Source organism: Metapseudomonas boanensis (genome assembly GCF_018704125.1).
Taxonomy (GTDB): Bacteria; Pseudomonadota; Gammaproteobacteria; order Pseudomonadales; family Pseudomonadaceae; genus Metapseudomonas; species Metapseudomonas boanensis.
Genome location: NZ_JAGTIS010000005.1, coordinates 36,068 through 51,562, shown reverse-complemented (window position 1 = coordinate 51,562; position 15,495 = coordinate 36,068). Strand labels below are relative to the sequence as shown.

Below are 15,495 nucleotides of genomic sequence, written 5' to 3'. Positions count from 1 at the left end.
CAGCGTAGGGGGCAATAACTCTGCCAGTGCCCCAAGGTCGACTTGCTGGCTTACCTGATATCACCTCGGGTAGAACGTAAATTCACTTACCGCTACTGAATGCAGTCGGAATGGGCTATTAGCGCCGTCGGCGCGGTTCTTTTACTCGCCTTTCAAATCTCGTTCCTCCCACCAGTCGAAGGCCCGAAGCGCTCCACGGGCCACTCGGCCACCGACGAAGGAAAGCATGTCGTTCGGCATGGGGATCGATTTTCTGTTCACGATCCAGAAGTCGGTCAATTCGGTTTTCCGGCCGTTGAGCAGGTCCGCGATGGTCCGGCCGTTGAGGTGCGTCAGCGCTACGCCGTGACCGAAGCAGCCACCGGAATAGATGATGCGTTCGTCATCGACGAAGCTGATTTCAGGAACCATGTCGGTGTTCACCGAAACCGGGCCGCCCCATCGATAGTCGATGCGCACGTCCTTGAGTTGCGGGTATATCCACTTCAGATGGGCTTCGCAGTGCTGCCAGCTCATGGGCGAGGGCACTTCGTCCATGGCGGGCGTCCGGTAGACGATCGCGTCGCCGCCACCCATGACGATGCGGCCATCCGCGGTAGGGCGGTAGTAGTGCAGCAGTTGCCGGTTGTCGCCGAACGCCTGCCGGTCCTTCCAGCCGATGCTCGCCCATTGCTCCGCCGTGAGGCGCTCGGTGACGACCTGATAGGTCCAGAGGGGGAACTGTCGGTTCTGCAGCCTGCGGGTGTCCGGCACCTGGCGGGAGTAGGCATTGGTGGCGATCACAAGCTTGTCGGCCGTGACCTTGCCACCCGGGGTCTTGAGCGTAATGGCCGAGGCGGTCCTTTCGATGTCGGTGACCGGGCTGGTTTCGAAGATTGAAACACCCGTCGATTCGGCCAGGCGCTTGAGCTCTCGAACCTGCTTGCACGGGTTGAGCTGGCCCGTGTTGGACTCATAGATCCCGCCGATGAAACGCTCGGAATGGAAGTCCTGCTGAATCCGGGCCCTGTCCTGCCACTCGAGGTCGCCATCGATGCCCAGTTTCTGGAGCAGATGCTGGGTTTTCTCCAGGCGACCCAGCTGCTTCCTGGAGTAGCTGATGCGAACCATGCCGTTGTGGCGGTAATCCGATTGGAGACCCTGGGCCTCGATCAGGTTCTTCGTGTGGGCGACCGCCCTGTCCAGGTAGTGGTGGGCATCGATCATTCTCTGCTTGCCCCAGCGCAGCAGCACCAGTTCTGGCTCGAGCCCGAAGAGCCGGGTACTGAACCCGGCGTTGCGGCCGCTGGCGCCGAAGCCGATGACGGCTGCTTCGAGCACCACGACGCGTGCGTTGGGGTTGTCCTGCTTGAATTGCCAGGCTGTGTTCAGGCCGGTGAAGCCGCCGCCGATTATGGCTACGTCCACCTTCAGTTCTTCCTTCAGGGAACCGTTGGGCGAGTAGTGCCCGTAGTCGTGCTGCCAGAAGGACGTGCTGTCCAGGCGCGGGTCTCGATGGGTCATGTCTTCGATCTCTGCTTGGCGGTCGTGTGTTTGGGGAACCGATGGCGTCATGATTGGCAACGGGCGATCAGCGCCCGAGCATCAGCCTGATGAGCCGTTCGAAGCCTTTGCCGTACGGCGGATGCAGCAGAGGAAAGGCGGGGTGCGAGAACTGCTTGAACACCGGCCTCAGCTTGGAAATCTCCACGAAACCCTCATAGCCGTGATAGTGCCCCATGCCACTTGCACCCACGCCGCCGAACGGTAGGTCGTGCTGGGCGACATGCAGTCCGCAGTCGTTGATCGCGACGCCTCCGGACAGGGTCATGGACACTATCCGGTCCTGTACCTGGCGCTGGTTGCTGAACAGGTAAAGTGCGAGGGGGTGATCCCGGTCGTTGATGTAGTCGAGCACTTCGTCCAGGGACTTGTAGGTCCTGATCGGAAGAATCGGGCCGAAGATCTCCTCCTGCATCAGCTGCATCTCGTCATCGACATTGACCACCAGTACCGGCGCGATCTTGCGCAGGCCCTCGTCATGGAGGCTGCCCGGCAACAGCGGAATGACCTGTGCGCCCTTGCGGCGTGCGTCATCGAGGTAGCCCAGCAAGCGGGCGTAGGAGGGCGGGTCGATAATCGCGGTGTAGTCGTTTACCGCGAGCGATGGGTAGCGTGCCGGCGCGACCGACCGGCAATGGGCGACGAAGTCATCCAGCTGGGCTTCATGGACGAACAGGTAGTCAGGGGCAACGCAGGTCTGGCCGGCATTCACGGTTTTCATCTGCAGGATGCGGGACGCCGCGGTCCTGAGGTCGAAGTCCGGGGCGACGATGACCGGGGACTTTCCGCCCAGCTCCAGGGTGACGGGGGTCAGGTTGTCCGCTGCCGCCTTCATGACCCGGCGTCCCGTGTCGGCCGAGCCTGTGAAGATCAGGTGGTCGAAGGGCAGGCTGGAGAAGAAGGAACCACTGACATCCGGCACGATCGCCAAGGTGCGCTCATCGAAGTGCTCCGCCACCAGGCGGCTGAGCAGGGCGCAAAGGTTGCGTGAGTTCGCCGCCATCTTGACCAGGCAGCGATTGCCCGCTGCCAGGGCGGCGGTTACTGGGCCCATTACCAGGAACAGCGGGTAGTTCCATGGCGCCACGACCCCCACCACCCCCTTGGGTTGCGGAATGACCGAGTTGCTTGCGCCCAGGAACCAGATGGAGCCTTTCCGCTTCTGGGGTTTCATCCATTTCGCCAGCCGCTTGTGGCTGTCGCGAATGCCATCCACCGCGAGGAACAACTCCAACAGCTTGGTTTCCTGGTGAGCGCGGTTGCCGAAGTCCCGGCTGATCGCCTCGCAGATCGCCTCCTGGTTCTCCAGCAACAGTTGCTCCAGGAGCTTGAGGTTGCGTCGTCGGCTTTCCAGGGCGGGTATCGGATTCTCGCGGTGCGCCAGCTTTTGCAGCGCGAGCAGTCGCATCGCCTCTGTTTCGCTACTGACGGCGGGGTTGGCTTGGGCCGCTACATTCATCGCTGGGAACTCCCGGGCTGAGCTGAATCAGGAAGGTGCCGCTACGCGGCGGCGGATTCCGACTCGCGTTGGCGCTGCTCAGGGTAACGGGCGGCTCAAGCGGTGAATTGGCAGGGGGTGCCAGTCCTTTCAGCAGTTCGCGCCAGGCAGGAGCCGCTGGAGGGCCAGCGCTTGCCGGGGAAAGGAGCAAGGAACGTCAGCGGAGGGGGTGGTTGGCGGCGCGATACTGTTGCGGCGATTGCCCGGTCCAGCGGCGGAAGGCCCGGGTAAAGGAGCCCGACTCGGAATAGCCCACCAGCAAGGAAATCTCCGTCATGGAGTACTCCGAATCCTTCATGTAGGCGAGCGCCAGTTCCCGGCGCACATCTTCCACCAACGACGAAAACTCGATTCCGTGGTCCTTGAGGCGACGCTGCAGTGTCCGGCGGCTGACGCCAAGCTGCTCGCAGATGTCGACCAGGGAGGGCACGCCGCTGCTCATGTCCGCGGCGATCATGCGGGTGATCTGCAGCAGGAGTTCGTCCGGGATGTAGCGTTCGTGGCGTTCCCGTTCGAGGTAGGGCTCCAGGGCCTTGTACAGGCGCTCGTTGCCATGAGGCACCGGCAGATTCAGCGTCTCGATGGGCAGGTAGAGTCGATTCTTGGGCTGATTGAAATAGAGCGGGCACTGGAAGATGTGCTTGTGCTCCGACAGGTCGGCTGGCCGGTCATGCTCGAAGTCGACGCGGGACGGCCTTATCAGGCTGTCGGTGATCAGGTTGAGCTGGCGAAAGACGGATGCGACGGCGAACTCGGAATCCTGCCTGCGATGAATGACGGTCGGGTCGGTCACTTGGTACTCGAGGTAGACGAATCGGGAGTCCGTCTCGTAGGTAAATGTCGACTCCTGGGCAAAGACCACGATGAACTGGTGAAGCGTCTTCAGGACCTTTTCGACGCTGGTTGCGCAGTGCATGGCATGTCCGAGCGCGCCGAAATCATCCGCTTCGGTCTGGTTGCCGAGCACGAGCCCGATATTGGGGTGGGTCTTGCCGGCGGCCTCCCAGAGCGCGACGTACTGTTCGCCGGGTATCTCCACGTCCGCTCGTTCCAGTATCCGGGTGTCCAGACCGACTGCGTCGAGATGGGGCGCGAAGACTTCTCTGAATCGACGGAAAAAGTTCTCGGAGAGAACCGTGCGCGCTAATTTCATTCGTTCCACAGCCTACCTGTTCGTGTCGCCGCCGATCTCTCGTTCCTGCCACTTGCGGGCGCTCGTCGGCTCAGCCAGCCGGCGCGGATCATCCGCTGCTCGTTGCCAAAGGGCAATGTGCGTTTGCCGTCCTGATGCCTGATTCTGGTCCGCCGTGACGCCCATGGCGCCAGATGCCAAACGAGCTGGCACGAGCGGGCAATCCTTGGCGCCGGCCTTCCAATAGTTTTGTTCCCAAGGTGGACCTGAAGATTCTGACCAGGTCGTGATGACTGGCCTCGTTTTCCCAGCGCAAGCAGGTCGCCTACCCGAACAAGAACAAGATTAGCGGGGCCGGTTCCATGACCGCAACGACACCCAGTACCGACTCGATGCCGGTATCCACGCACCACGTCCTTTCCATGCCTCGGGCCTCGCCCTCTCGCTGACCCTTCATGTCCGCGGAGTGCCGCGTTCCTGAAAGACCACAAGAAAAACCTCAGGAGAAACCGATGAGATTCTTCCCGCGTTCCTTGCTGGGCGGCGCACTGTGCGCGCTGTTCGGTGCCACCGGCCTGCAGGCCGCCACCTCGATCGACGTCAGCCGTCTCGGCCGTGACCTCACCCCCATTGGTGCCGAGAAGGCCGGTAACGCCGATGGCAGCATTCCCGCCTGGGACGGCGGCCTGACCCAGGCGCCCGCCGGATGGACCCCGGGGCACGGCGACCCGTTCGCCGCCGATAAACCGCTGTACTCCATCGATGCCGGCAACCTCGCCCGGTACCAGGCGCAGGTGCCGGAAGGGCAGGCTGCGCTGATCAAGGCCTACCCGGGCTATCGCCTGGATGTCTACCCGACCCATCGCAGCTGTGCGGTGCCCGCCGAGGTGGCCGAGCGCACCCGCGCCAACGCCGGGCAGAGCCGTATCGGCGCCGATGGCTGGCGCCTGGAGCAGGCCGTGGGCGCGGCGGTGCCGTTCCCCATGCCGCAGAACGGCGTGGAGGTGCTGTGGAACTTCAAGCTGCGTTACATGGCCAAGGCACGTCGGGCGCAGCTCGCACTGCTGATGCGGGAAAAGGGCGGTGACCTGTTCGAGGTCAAGCAGTGGGCCACCGAGTACTACCCCTACAACGACCCGGCGGTGAAGTCGCCGGCGGACACCGACGGCATCGAGGCCAAGCTGCTCTACGACGTGCTCTCGCCGTCCTCCCGCGCGGGCGAAATGTACCTGTTGCACAGCCTGCTGGACCGCCCCCAGGACGCCTGGATCTACTTCCCGGGGCAGCGCCGGGTGCGCCGCGCGCCGTCCTTCGCCTACGACAACCCGGTTGCCGGCAGCGACAGCCTGTACTTCGTCGACCAGATCAACATGTTCACCGGCGCCCCGGACCGCTACGACTTCAAGCTGATCGGCAAGAAGGAAATGGTGGTGCCCTACAACTCCTACAAGCTGGTGGACAAGGCCAACAAGTACAAGGACCTGATGGGCGCGGACTACCTGCACCGCGACGTGCAGCGATACGAGAAGCACCGCGTCTGGGTGGTCGAGGCGACCGTCAAGGCCGATAAGCGCCACTCGTTCGCCAAGCGGGTGATGTACTTCGATGAAGACAGCTGGAACTTGCTGCACGTGGACATGTTCGACGCCAAGGGCAACCTCTGGCGGGTCCAGGAAGGCAGCCAGTGGGCCGATCCCGGCATCCAGGCCTGCACCAGCTTCGAGTACGTCAGCTACGACCTGGTGGCGCGCCGCTACCTGGCCGACGGCTTCACCCAGGAAGGCGAGGTCCTCGACCTGACCGCAGGTCTGGAAGGGCGAGTCGACGACAGCCTGTTCAACCCCAGCGAACTGCGCCGTCGCGGCGAGCGTTGATCGGACCGGAGAACCTCTCGATGAAGTACCACAAGCAATGCGCGGCTCCGGCCGCGCAGGGAGCCCCGTGCTCCCGCAACCTGCTTACCTTGGCCGTGCTGGCGGCCTCCGGCGTGCTCTGGTCGCAGCCGGGCCAGGCGTTCACCTTCGGTTCCGAGGACGGGCTCTCGGGCAGTTTCGACTCGACGCTCTCCTATGGTTTCGCCACCCGCCTGGAATCCCCGGATTGCCACCTGCTGGGCGGCGACAACGGCGGTTGCAACACCGGCACCAGCAACGCGCTTGGCCGCTATTACAACCTCGGCCGGGGCAACGGCTACGCCAACGCCGACATCAACTACAGCAACGCCGACGACGGCAACCTGAACTACCACAAGCACGACGTGTTCTCCCATGTGGTCAAGGGCACCCACGAGCTGAGCCTGAAGTTCGGCGACGGCTGGAGCGCCCTGGGCCGGGTCGCCTGGGCCAGGGACTTCAAGATGGACAACACGCGCCGCACCGAGCTGGATGACCAGGCCGAGCGCGACGCGACCGAGCGCTTCGACCTGCTGGACCTGTGGGTGGCGAAAAGCTTTGACCTGGGCGACATGCCGGCCAAGGTCAAGGTCGGCAACCAGGTGATCAGTTGGGGCGAAGAGATCTTCGTCACCGGCGGCATCAATCAGATCAACGCCCTCAGCCTGCCCAAGTACCACACCCCGGGCACCCAGCTGAAGGAGGTGTTCATCCCCGCCCCCATGGCGTCCTTCAGCGTCGGCCTCACCGACACCCTGAGCCTGGAGGGCTACTACCAGTTCAAATGGAACGCCCATGGCCTGGACCCGGTGGGCACCTACTTCTCCACCGCCGACATCGTGGGGGAGGGGCGACGCCCGATCTACTACCCGACGGGCTATGTGGACGGCATCCTCGGCGCGGGGACCTGTGCCGCCGTTACGCCCACCGGCCGTTGCGGCGACCCGCTGGTGAGCGGCCTGGACGACGCGACCCTGGTGGCCGCCGGGCTGGCCATTCCCTACGGTGGCGAGCGTGAGGCGAGGAACGGCGGCCAGTACGGCGTGGCACTGCGCTGGACCGCGGAAAGCATAGAGACCGAGTTCGGCTTCTACTACCAGCGCTACCACGACAAGCTGCCCTTCGTCGGCTACACGGCACTGACCGACCCGGACAACCTGGTGGTGGACAATTTCTTCATCAACTACGGCGAGGACAAGGACCTGTTCGGCCTGTCGATGAACACCATGGTGGGGCCGGTGGCGGTGGCCGGCGAGCTGTCCTATCGACCCAACGACAGCGTCGGCATCGACCCGACGGTGCCGTTCGGCCAGGCCTTTACCGGCACTTTCAACAAATACAGCGTCTTCGATACCGGGGTGCACAAGGGGTTTGTCGAGGAGAAGAAGTGGCAGGCCGATATCAACGCCATCTACAGCTTCTCCGCCAACGACCCGCTGGGCTTCATTCCCAGCAGCCTGGGCGCCTCCGATGGCTTCATCCTCGCCGAGGCGGTGGTCACCCACTACCCGGGGCTGGATACCTCCGGCAAGACGCCGTACTTCCTGCCGGACTACTCGCTGCCGGACAAGACCAGCTGGGGCTACGTGGCCGAGATCGGCATCAACTACCCGGACCTGTTCGGCACCGGCATCACCGTGACGCCGCAGCTGGACTTCAGCCACGACGTCAATGGCACCACGCCCAATGCCATGCCCTTCGTCGAGGGGCGCAAGTCGCTGACCACATCCTTGCTGTTCAACTACCGCGACCGCTGGAAGGGGAACCTGCAGTGGGTGCAGTACTGGGGTGGCGGTGACAACAACCTGATGGCCGACCGCGACTTCCTCGCCGGCAGCCTTTCCTACTCGTTCTGACCCAGCGGTGGCCACGGGGCGCGTCGGCCGGAGCCAATCCGGCCCGGCGCGCCGCCGGGGCCTGCGTTGAATCGAGGCATTCCATGTTGGCTTCACTCGTGTGGGCGCTCGAGCGCTTCTTCTTCCGCCAGCGTCTGGCAACCCTGGCCGTGTTGGCCGTCGTCACCCTGGTCATGGGGTTGTTCGCCCTGCGCCTGGAAATGTCGGCCGGCTTCGACAAGCAGCTGCCGCAGCAGCACGCCTTCATCAAGACTTTCAACCAGTACCGCGACGTCCTGTTCGGCGCCAACCGCATCATCGTGGTGTTGCACGCCAGGCACGGCGACATCTGGAACAAGGAGGCGCTGACGCGTCTGCATGACCTCACCCAGGCACTGTTCTTCATGCCGGGGATCGACCGGCGCAGCGTCACCTCACTGTGGACGCCCAACACCCGTGCGGTGCAGATCACCGAGGAGGGCATGAAGGCCGAAGACGTGGTGGGCGGCGATGTCACCGTCGGCACCCTCGATGACAAGGCCATCGCCGGTATCCGCGAGCGCACCCTCATCGGCGGTTTCGTCGGCAGTCTGGTGGCCAACGACCATTCAGGCGCCATGGTCATGGCCGAACTGGCCGACCCGGACCCGCAGACCGGCAAGCGCCTGAACTACCTCGCTTTCAGCCAGCAACTGGAAGATGAAGTACGCGCTCGCTTCGCCGATGGCGACTACGACGTGCAGATCATCGGCTTCGCCAAGCAGATGGGGGATATCGGCGCGGGGGCCAGGAGCGTCGTCGGCTTCTTCTTCCTGGCCTTCGTGCTCACCGCGCTGGCGGTCTACTGGTACACCCGCTCCTGGGTGCTGACCTTCCTGCCGCTGTTCTGCTCGCTGGTGTCGGTGGTCTGGCAGTTCGGCACCCTGACCCTGCTTGGCTACGGGCTGGACCCGCTGGCGATCCTGGTGCCTTTCCTGGTGTTCGCCATCGGCGTGTCCCACGGGGTGCAGCAGGTCAACTTCATCTCCCGGGAGGTCTGCGCCGGCGCGGATGGCCTGACCGCCGCCCGGCGCAGCTTCGGTGGCCTGCTGATTCCCGGCACCCTGGCGCTGATCACCGCCTTCGTCGGCTTCGCCACCCTGGCCCTGGTGCCCATCCCGATGATTCGCGAGCTGGCCATCACCGCCTCGGTGGGCGTGGCCTACAAGATCGTCACCAATCTCATCATGCTGCCGCTGCTGGCCAGCTACTTCCGCTTCGACGCCGCCTACGTGGCCCGGGTGGAGCGCCTGCGCAGCTGGCGTGACGGCGCCATGGTCGGCCTCGGGCGTATCGCCGAGCCGCGCTTTGCGGCCATCGGCAGCCTGCTGTGCTTGGGGCTGATGGTGCTGGCGGTGTGGCAGAGCCAGGGGCGCCATGTCGGGCACGTACTGCCCGGCGCGCCGGAGCTGCGTGCGGACTCGCGCTACAACCAGGATGTGGAAAGCGTCGTCAGCCATTTCGCCCTGGGCCTGGACCTCTTCACCGTGGCGGTGGAAACCCCCGAAGGCGGTTGCTACCGCCACGACGTGATGACCTACGTGGACCGCCTCACCTGGTACCTGGGAAACGTGCCCGGTGTGCTCTCGGCCCAGTCGCTGCCGGCCCTGACCAAGCTGTCCGCCTCCGGCGTCAACGAGGGCAACCCGAAATGGGCGGCGCTGCCGATGGACGAGCTCTCCCTGGGCGAAGCGGTGCGCCAGGTCCCCGAGGCCCTGCGCCTGTACAACGAGGACTGCACCCTGCTGCCGATCAACCTGTACCTGGCCGACCACAAGGCCAGCACCCTCAAGGAGGTGGTGCAGGCGGTGCAACGCTATCGCGCCGAACATCCCCTGGACGGCGTGACGGTGCGCCTGGCCAGCGGCAACGCCGGCGTGCAGGCGGCCACCAACGAAGTGGTGGAGACCTCCGAGCTGCCGATGATGCTCTACGTCTACCTGACCATCGTGCTGCTGGTGTTCCTGGTCTATCGCGATTGGCGGGCCATGGTCGCCTGCTGCCTGCCGCTGACCCTGGCCACCTTCCTCGGCTACTGGTTCATGAAGGCGCTGGATATCGGCCTGACCGTCGCCACCCTGCCGGTGATGGTGCTCGCGGTGGGAATCGGCGTCGACTACGCCTTCTACATCTACAACCGCCTGCAGATGCACCTGGCCGAGGGACAGGACATCGTCAGTGCCTTCAAGCAAGGCCTGCGGGAAGTCGGTGTGGCCACGGTGTTCACCGCGCTCACTCTGTCGGTCGGCGTCGCCACCTGGTCGTTCTCGGCACTCAAGTTCCAGGCCGACATGGGCCTGCTGCTCACCTTCATGTTCATGGTCAACATGATCATGGCCATCACCCTGCTGCCGGCCATCGCCGTGATGCTGGACACCCTGATTCCGCGACGGGGGCCGGTACGCGCGCCCCTGCTCGCGCACTGAGAAGGAGGACCGTCGATGTCCACGATTCGCTCCCTGCGCCTGCTGTTCGCGGCGCTGATCCTGGCCGGCGCAGGCAGCGTGCAGGCCGAAGCGGGTAGCCTGCAGGCCATGCCCCTGGCTGCGCCGCAACATGCGCCGCTGGTGGCCGTGGCCCATGCCGGCGAGCGCCTGGCCGCCGTGGGCGACCACGGCGTGGTGGTGCTCTCCGACGATGGCAACCGCTGGCGCCAGGCCCGCGACGTACCGGTGGACGGCCTGCTCACCGCCATCAGCTTCGCCGATGCCCAGCACGGCTGGGCCGTTGGCCATGGCGGCCTGCTGCTGCGCAGCGAGGACGGCGGCGAGACCTGGGAGCGCCAAGCGGACCTGGAGGGCCAACCGGTGCTGCTGTCGGTCTGGTTCGACACTGCCCGCCACGGCATCGTCACCGGCGCCTACGGCTATGCCGCGCAGACCCGCGATGGCGGGAACAGCTGGCAGCGCCTGGGCCTGGGTGCCGAGGGCGACGACTACCACCTCAACCAGGTCTTCCCCGGCCCCGGGGGCAGTCTCTTCATCGTCGCCGAGATGGGCAATGCCTACCGCTCGCGGGATGGCGGCTCGACCTGGGAAGCCCTGGATACGGGCTCCAGCGGCTCGCTATGGACAGGGCTCGGGTTGCGCAACGGCCGTGTGCTGCTGGCCGGCATGAGCGGCCGGGTGCTGCTGAGCGACGACCAGGGTGACAGCTGGCGCGAACTGGACAGCGGCACCCACGAAGCCATCACGGACCTGGCCGAGTTGCCCGATGGGCGAGTGGCACTGGTAGGCAATGGTGGGTTGGTGGGCGTTTCGGATAGGGGAGTAGGTCGCTTCACCACAACGATCCGGGATGACCGCGTGAACCTGGCGGCGCTGGCGCCCCAGGCCGATGGTGACCTCTTGCTGTTCGGGCCCTCGGGCGTGCTGACGCAGCCCTGACGCCAGATGACAAATGGGGTGACGCGGCCCGCCAAGCCTGCGCCACGCCCCCGCCCCTAGACTGCGGGCTCTGCGCTACGCGCCGGGCCCTCGATTGACGCCATCGGAACGACCCTATGCTGAAGCCTTCATTGCGGAACCTGCTGTGCGGCCTGTCGCTCGCCACCCTCGCGCTTCCCGCCGTGGCCACCTTCCAACCGGAGCAGGCCCATGTGGAAGTGCTGGGGGACCACAAGGGCCAGGACTGGTTCTGGATCTGGGGCAGCAACGCGCCCAACATGGTGGACGGTCGCGCCTACCTGTTCGCCGACGACGGCCGCAACCTCGGCCAGTTGAACACCGGCATCTGGTCCAACGGTCTGGTCTTCTCCCGTACCCGCGACGAGCTCTACGCCACCGAGATCTATTTCAGCCGCGGCGTGCGTGGCACCCGCTCGGACGTGGTGACGGTCTACGACGCCCGCACCCTGAGTCCCAAACATGAAATCAGCATTCCCGCGAAGCGGATGACGGCGCTGATCTCCACCGGGCTCAGTGTCCTCTCGGATGACGAGCGTTTCCTGCTGGTGCTCAACTTCACCCCGGCCCAGTCCATTTCCATCGTCGATCTGGACTCCCGGCGCTTCGTCGGCGAAGTGCCGACGCCGGGCTGCGCATCCATCTATCCGGCCGGCCCGCGCGACTTCTACGCCATCTGCGGCAATGGCGGCTTCTTCCACCTTGGCCTCGACGATGCCGGGCAGGTTCGCGTGCAATCCCGTACCGCGCCGGCCTTCGACCCGCTGAAAGACCTGATCCTCACCACCGGCGTACGCCATGGCGATACCTGGTACTTCGTCTCCCAGCAGAACCATGCCTACGGCATCCGCATGACGCCCGAAGGCATCGAGACCACGCGGCAGTGGTCGCTGGTCAGCGACGAGGAGCGCGCCGATGGCTGGGGGGTGGCCGGCAACCATGGCACCGCGCTGCACGAACGCAGCGGGCGCCTGTTCGTGCTGATGCACCAGGACAAGCCGGAGAACTACCAGAAGCCGGGCACTGAGGTCTGGGTGTACGACATCGCCACGCAACGGCGTTTGGCGCGCGTCGAGCTGAAGGAGCAGAGCACCGCCATCGGCGTCAGCCAGGGCGAGCATCCGCGTCTGTACAGCCTCGACTGGCTGGTGCCCATGCCCACCTTGTTCACCACCTGGATCTATCTGACCGAGGGCGAGGCCGGCCTGGGACCGCTGCTGCGCCAGGGCATCAACCTCTACGACGCCGATAGCGGCGAGCACCTGCGCAGCATCGGCGATATTCCCCTGGGCTTCATGAACATGGTGGCGCCATGGTGATCGCGGCCTTTCTCCAGGACCCCCTGGTTCACTTCGCCAGCGCAGGCGGCCTGGCGTTGCTGCTGGGCTCTGCTGGTTTGCACAAGGTTCGCGACGGCCAGGGCTTCGCCCAAGTGTTGATGGGCTACGGTGCGGCATTCGGCGGCCAACTGACGGGGCTCACGGGACTGCTCAAAGTGTTGGTGCCAGCCCTCGAACTGCTGGCAGCGGCCGGCGTTGTGGCGAGTGTCTGGTGGCCCCTGGCAGCACTGCCCGCTGTGTCGCTGCTGGCACTCTATGCCGGGGTGCTCGCCCTGGCGGCTCGGCGTGGAGCTGCCATTGAGGACTGCGGCTGCCACTGGGGTGGCCGACCCCAGGCACCCAGTGCGGCCCTGGCGGTGCGCAACCTGGTGCTGCTGCTGCCCACCCTGAACCTGCTGCTGCCGACCCAGAGCCGCCCCCTGGTTTGGTTCGACGCCATCAGTCTGGCCGGTGCCCTGTTCGGCGGCCTGGCCCTCTACCTGCTGGCGAACCTGCTGGTCGCCAATCGTACTTCCCTGCACGAGTTGAACGAGCCATGACATACGCACTGATGATCTCCAGCATCTTCTCCTGGCTGACCACCCTGGGCCTGGCCATCGCTGTCTGGGCCCTGGCACGCCAGATCGGCCTGCTGCACGAGCGTATCCGCCCGGTAGGCGCCTTGTCCCTGGGCAAGTCCATCAAGGCTGGCGAGACGGCGCCGCGCTTCACCTTGCCCAGCCTCACCGGCGGCTCGGTCAACCTCGGCGGAGCCAGCGAGCGGGGCCAGTCGACCCTGCTGTTCTTCCTCTCCGAAACCTGTCCGGTGTGCAAGACCCTGCTGCCGGTACTCCGCTCGGTACGCGGCCAGGAAGGCTCCCGGCTGCGCATCGTGCTGGCCAGCGACGGTGAGACCGCTGCCCATGAAGCCTTCATCGCCGCCCAGCGCCTGGAGGATTTCCCCTACCTGCTGTCCCGTGAGGTGGGCCTGGCCTACCAGATCAGCAAGTTGCCCTACGCCGTGCTGATCGACGCGGCCGGCACCGTAGTCACCCATGGCCTGATCAACACCCGTGAACACCTGGAAAGCCTGTTCGAGGCCCAGGCCCTGGGCGTGTCCTCGATCCAGGCCTGGCAGGCCTCGCGGCAGACGGCCGAACATTCCCTTTACCAGCAGGTGCACTGAACATGGTGATCCGATGGTTTGACGAAGCCACCGAACTCTTCACCCGGCGGACGGCGCGGGAAACCTCCCGCCGGGGGTTCCTCGGTGGTTTAGGCACGCTGCTGATCGGCGCCGGCGCGGCCACGCTGCTGCCGGTATATCGCAGCAACGCCTTCGCCCAATCCGGCAGCGGCCTGGTGGAGGAGGGCGACCCCAACAGCTGCGACTACTGGCGCTACTGCGCCATCGACGGCTTCCTCTGCGGCTGCTGCGGCGGCTCGCCGAACAGTTGCCCGCCCGGCACTGTGCGCTCGGACATCACCTGGATCGGTACCTGTCGTAATCCGGCGGACGGCAAGGACTACGTGATCTCCTACAACGACTGTTGCGGCAAGGGCAATTGCGGGCGCTGCGTGTGCCAGCGCGACGAGGGCGACACGCCGTTGTATCGGCCGCAGAGCTCCAACGACATCAACTGGTGTTCCGGCAGCCACGCTGACATGCCCTATCACTGCTCCCTGTCGGTGGTGATCGGGGTGAAGGAGTAGGCCATGGCTCTCCCTGTGCTCGCCGCCCCGGTGTTCGTCGTGGCGCTGGTGATGGCTGCGCCCGTCGCGGCGGCCACCGAATCGCGCCAGTTCGACTACATGCTCAACTGCCAGGGCTGCCACCTGCCGGATGGCAGTGGCAACCCGGCGCGGCAGGTGCCGGCTTTCCCAGGGCAGCTGGGCAAGTTCCTCGGCGTACCCGGTGGCCGTGAGTACCTGGTGCAGGTGCCGGGCTCGTCGCTGTCGGGGCTTTCCGACCAGGCGCTGGCAGACGTTCTCAACTGGATGCTGGAAACCTTCAGCGCGGCCGAGTTGCCAGCCGGTTTCACACCCTATACCGGTGCCGAACTGCACGCCTGGCGCCAGTCGCCCCCGGCGGATGTCGAGCGCGTCCGCCGAGAACTGCTGGAGCGCATCGCCCGGCAAGAAGAACAACAGCGCAAGGGACACTGACCACATGAAGTACCGAATCTGCATCGGCGCGCTGCTGCTCGCCGCGACCCTGCACGTCCAGGCGGAGCCGGCTCCGGCCGGCGTCCAGCTGCAAACCTGTGCTGCCTGCCATGGCGATAAGGGCCAGGGCAACCCGGCACTCGGTGCCCCCAGGTTGGCCGGTCAGCAGGCCAACTACCTCCTCCAGCAATTGCAGGGCTTCAAGGCGGGTCGTCGGGGCTACGACACGCGCGACAGCCATGGCGCCCAGATGCGTGCGGTGGTGGCGAGCCTCGACGAGGCCGAGATCGAGCCCCTGGCCCTGCACTATGCCGGGCAGGACCTGGGTCCCGGCAGCGTCGCGACAGTAGCCGATGCCAGCGGCAAGGCCGTCTACCAGGGCACCTGCGCTGCCTGCCATGGCCCCGATGGTGGCGGCTACCCACTGCTGAAGACCCCCAACCTGCGCATCCTCGATGCCGCCTACCTGGAGCGCCAGCTCAGCCATTACGCCGAGGGCTTGCGAGGTGCCGATGCCCATGCCGACCAGCACGCTATCTGGATGCGAGGCATTTCCCTCCAGGTGGGGGGCGCGGCCGAGCGCAAGGCCATCGTCGACTACATCGGCACGCTGGCGGCGCCTGCTCCCGCTGCCGGGCAATGACCCTACCGCCCCCATCACTACTCGC

At 65.4% G+C, this 15,495-nt stretch carries 13 protein-coding genes; 10 read left to right on the top strand and 3 right to left on the bottom strand.

The features are described from left to right. Positions 1 to 141: 141 nt before the first annotated feature. The 3 genes from J7302_RS11295 to J7302_RS11285 all read right to left on the bottom strand — a co-directional run bounded on the left by J7302_RS11295 (position 142) and on the right by J7302_RS11285 (position 4,193). Positions 142 to 1,503, bottom strand: a complete 1,362-nt coding sequence (locus J7302_RS11295; protein ID WP_215373972.1) for an NAD(P)/FAD-dependent oxidoreductase — start codon at positions 1,501 to 1,503, stop codon at positions 142 to 144. Positions 1,504 to 1,570: 67 nt separating this feature from the next. Continuing rightward, positions 1,571 to 3,001 (bottom strand): coniferyl aldehyde dehydrogenase, encoded by a 1,431-nt coding sequence (locus tag J7302_RS11290; RefSeq protein WP_215373970.1) that lies wholly within the window; start codon positions 2,999 to 3,001, stop codon positions 1,571 to 1,573. Between the two features lie 196 nt (positions 3,002 to 3,197). After that, on the bottom strand, positions 3,198 to 4,193 hold the full coding sequence (locus J7302_RS11285) for an AraC family transcriptional regulator (RefSeq protein ID WP_215373967.1): 996 nt from the start codon (positions 4,191 to 4,193) through the stop codon (positions 3,198 to 3,200). Positions 4,194 to 4,684: 491 nt separating this feature from the next. Here J7302_RS11285 and J7302_RS11280 point away from each other — a divergent pair, with 491 nt between their 5' ends. The 10 genes from J7302_RS11280 (at position 4,685) to J7302_RS11235 (ending at position 15,470) form a co-directional block, all read left to right on the top strand. After that, entirely contained in the window at positions 4,685 to 6,046 is a 1,362-nt protein-coding gene (locus tag J7302_RS11280) for a DUF1329 domain-containing protein (protein WP_215373965.1), read from the top strand. A gap of 20 nt (positions 6,047 to 6,066) precedes the next feature. After that, positions 6,067 to 7,920: a DUF1302 domain-containing protein gene (locus J7302_RS11275; RefSeq protein WP_215373962.1), complete on the top strand. Its 1,854-nt coding sequence runs from the start codon at positions 6,067 to 6,069 to the stop codon at positions 7,918 to 7,920. Between the two features lie 83 nt (positions 7,921 to 8,003). Then, on the top strand, positions 8,004 to 10,364 hold the full coding sequence (locus J7302_RS11270; RefSeq protein WP_215373959.1) for an efflux RND transporter permease subunit: 2,361 nt from the start codon (positions 8,004 to 8,006) through the stop codon (positions 10,362 to 10,364). Positions 10,365 to 10,379: 15 nt separating this feature from the next. Continuing rightward, entirely contained in the window at positions 10,380 to 11,324 is a 945-nt protein-coding gene (locus J7302_RS11265) for a WD40/YVTN/BNR-like repeat-containing protein (protein ID WP_215373957.1), read from the top strand. A 116-nt stretch (positions 11,325 to 11,440) separates the two neighbouring features. After that, entirely contained in the window at positions 11,441 to 12,661 is a 1,221-nt protein-coding gene (locus J7302_RS11260) for an amine dehydrogenase large subunit (protein ID WP_215373955.1), read from the top strand. Further along, on the top strand, positions 12,655 to 13,221 hold the full coding sequence (locus tag J7302_RS11255) for a MauE/DoxX family redox-associated membrane protein (RefSeq protein ID WP_215373953.1): 567 nt from the start codon (positions 12,655 to 12,657) through the stop codon (positions 13,219 to 13,221). Before J7302_RS11260 ends, J7302_RS11255 begins: the two co-directional genes overlap by 7 nt. After that, on the top strand, positions 13,218 to 13,847 hold the full coding sequence (locus tag J7302_RS11250; RefSeq protein WP_215373951.1) for a redoxin domain-containing protein: 630 nt from the start codon (positions 13,218 to 13,220) through the stop codon (positions 13,845 to 13,847). Before J7302_RS11255 ends, J7302_RS11250 begins: the two co-directional genes overlap by 4 nt. An 8-nt stretch (positions 13,848 to 13,855) precedes the next feature. Further along, on the top strand, positions 13,856 to 14,374 hold the full coding sequence (locus J7302_RS11245; RefSeq protein WP_394359087.1) for a methylamine dehydrogenase light chain: 519 nt from the start codon (positions 13,856 to 13,858) through the stop codon (positions 14,372 to 14,374). Positions 14,375 to 14,377: 3 nt separating this feature from the next. Continuing rightward, complete coding sequence (locus J7302_RS11240; protein WP_215373946.1) at positions 14,378 to 14,827, top strand: c-type cytochrome; 450 nt, start codon at positions 14,378 to 14,380, stop codon at positions 14,825 to 14,827. A 4-nt stretch (positions 14,828 to 14,831) separates the two neighbouring features. Next, entirely contained in the window at positions 14,832 to 15,470 is a 639-nt protein-coding gene (locus J7302_RS11235; RefSeq protein ID WP_215373943.1) for a c-type cytochrome, read from the top strand. The last annotated feature ends 25 nt before the right edge of the window (positions 15,471 to 15,495 follow it).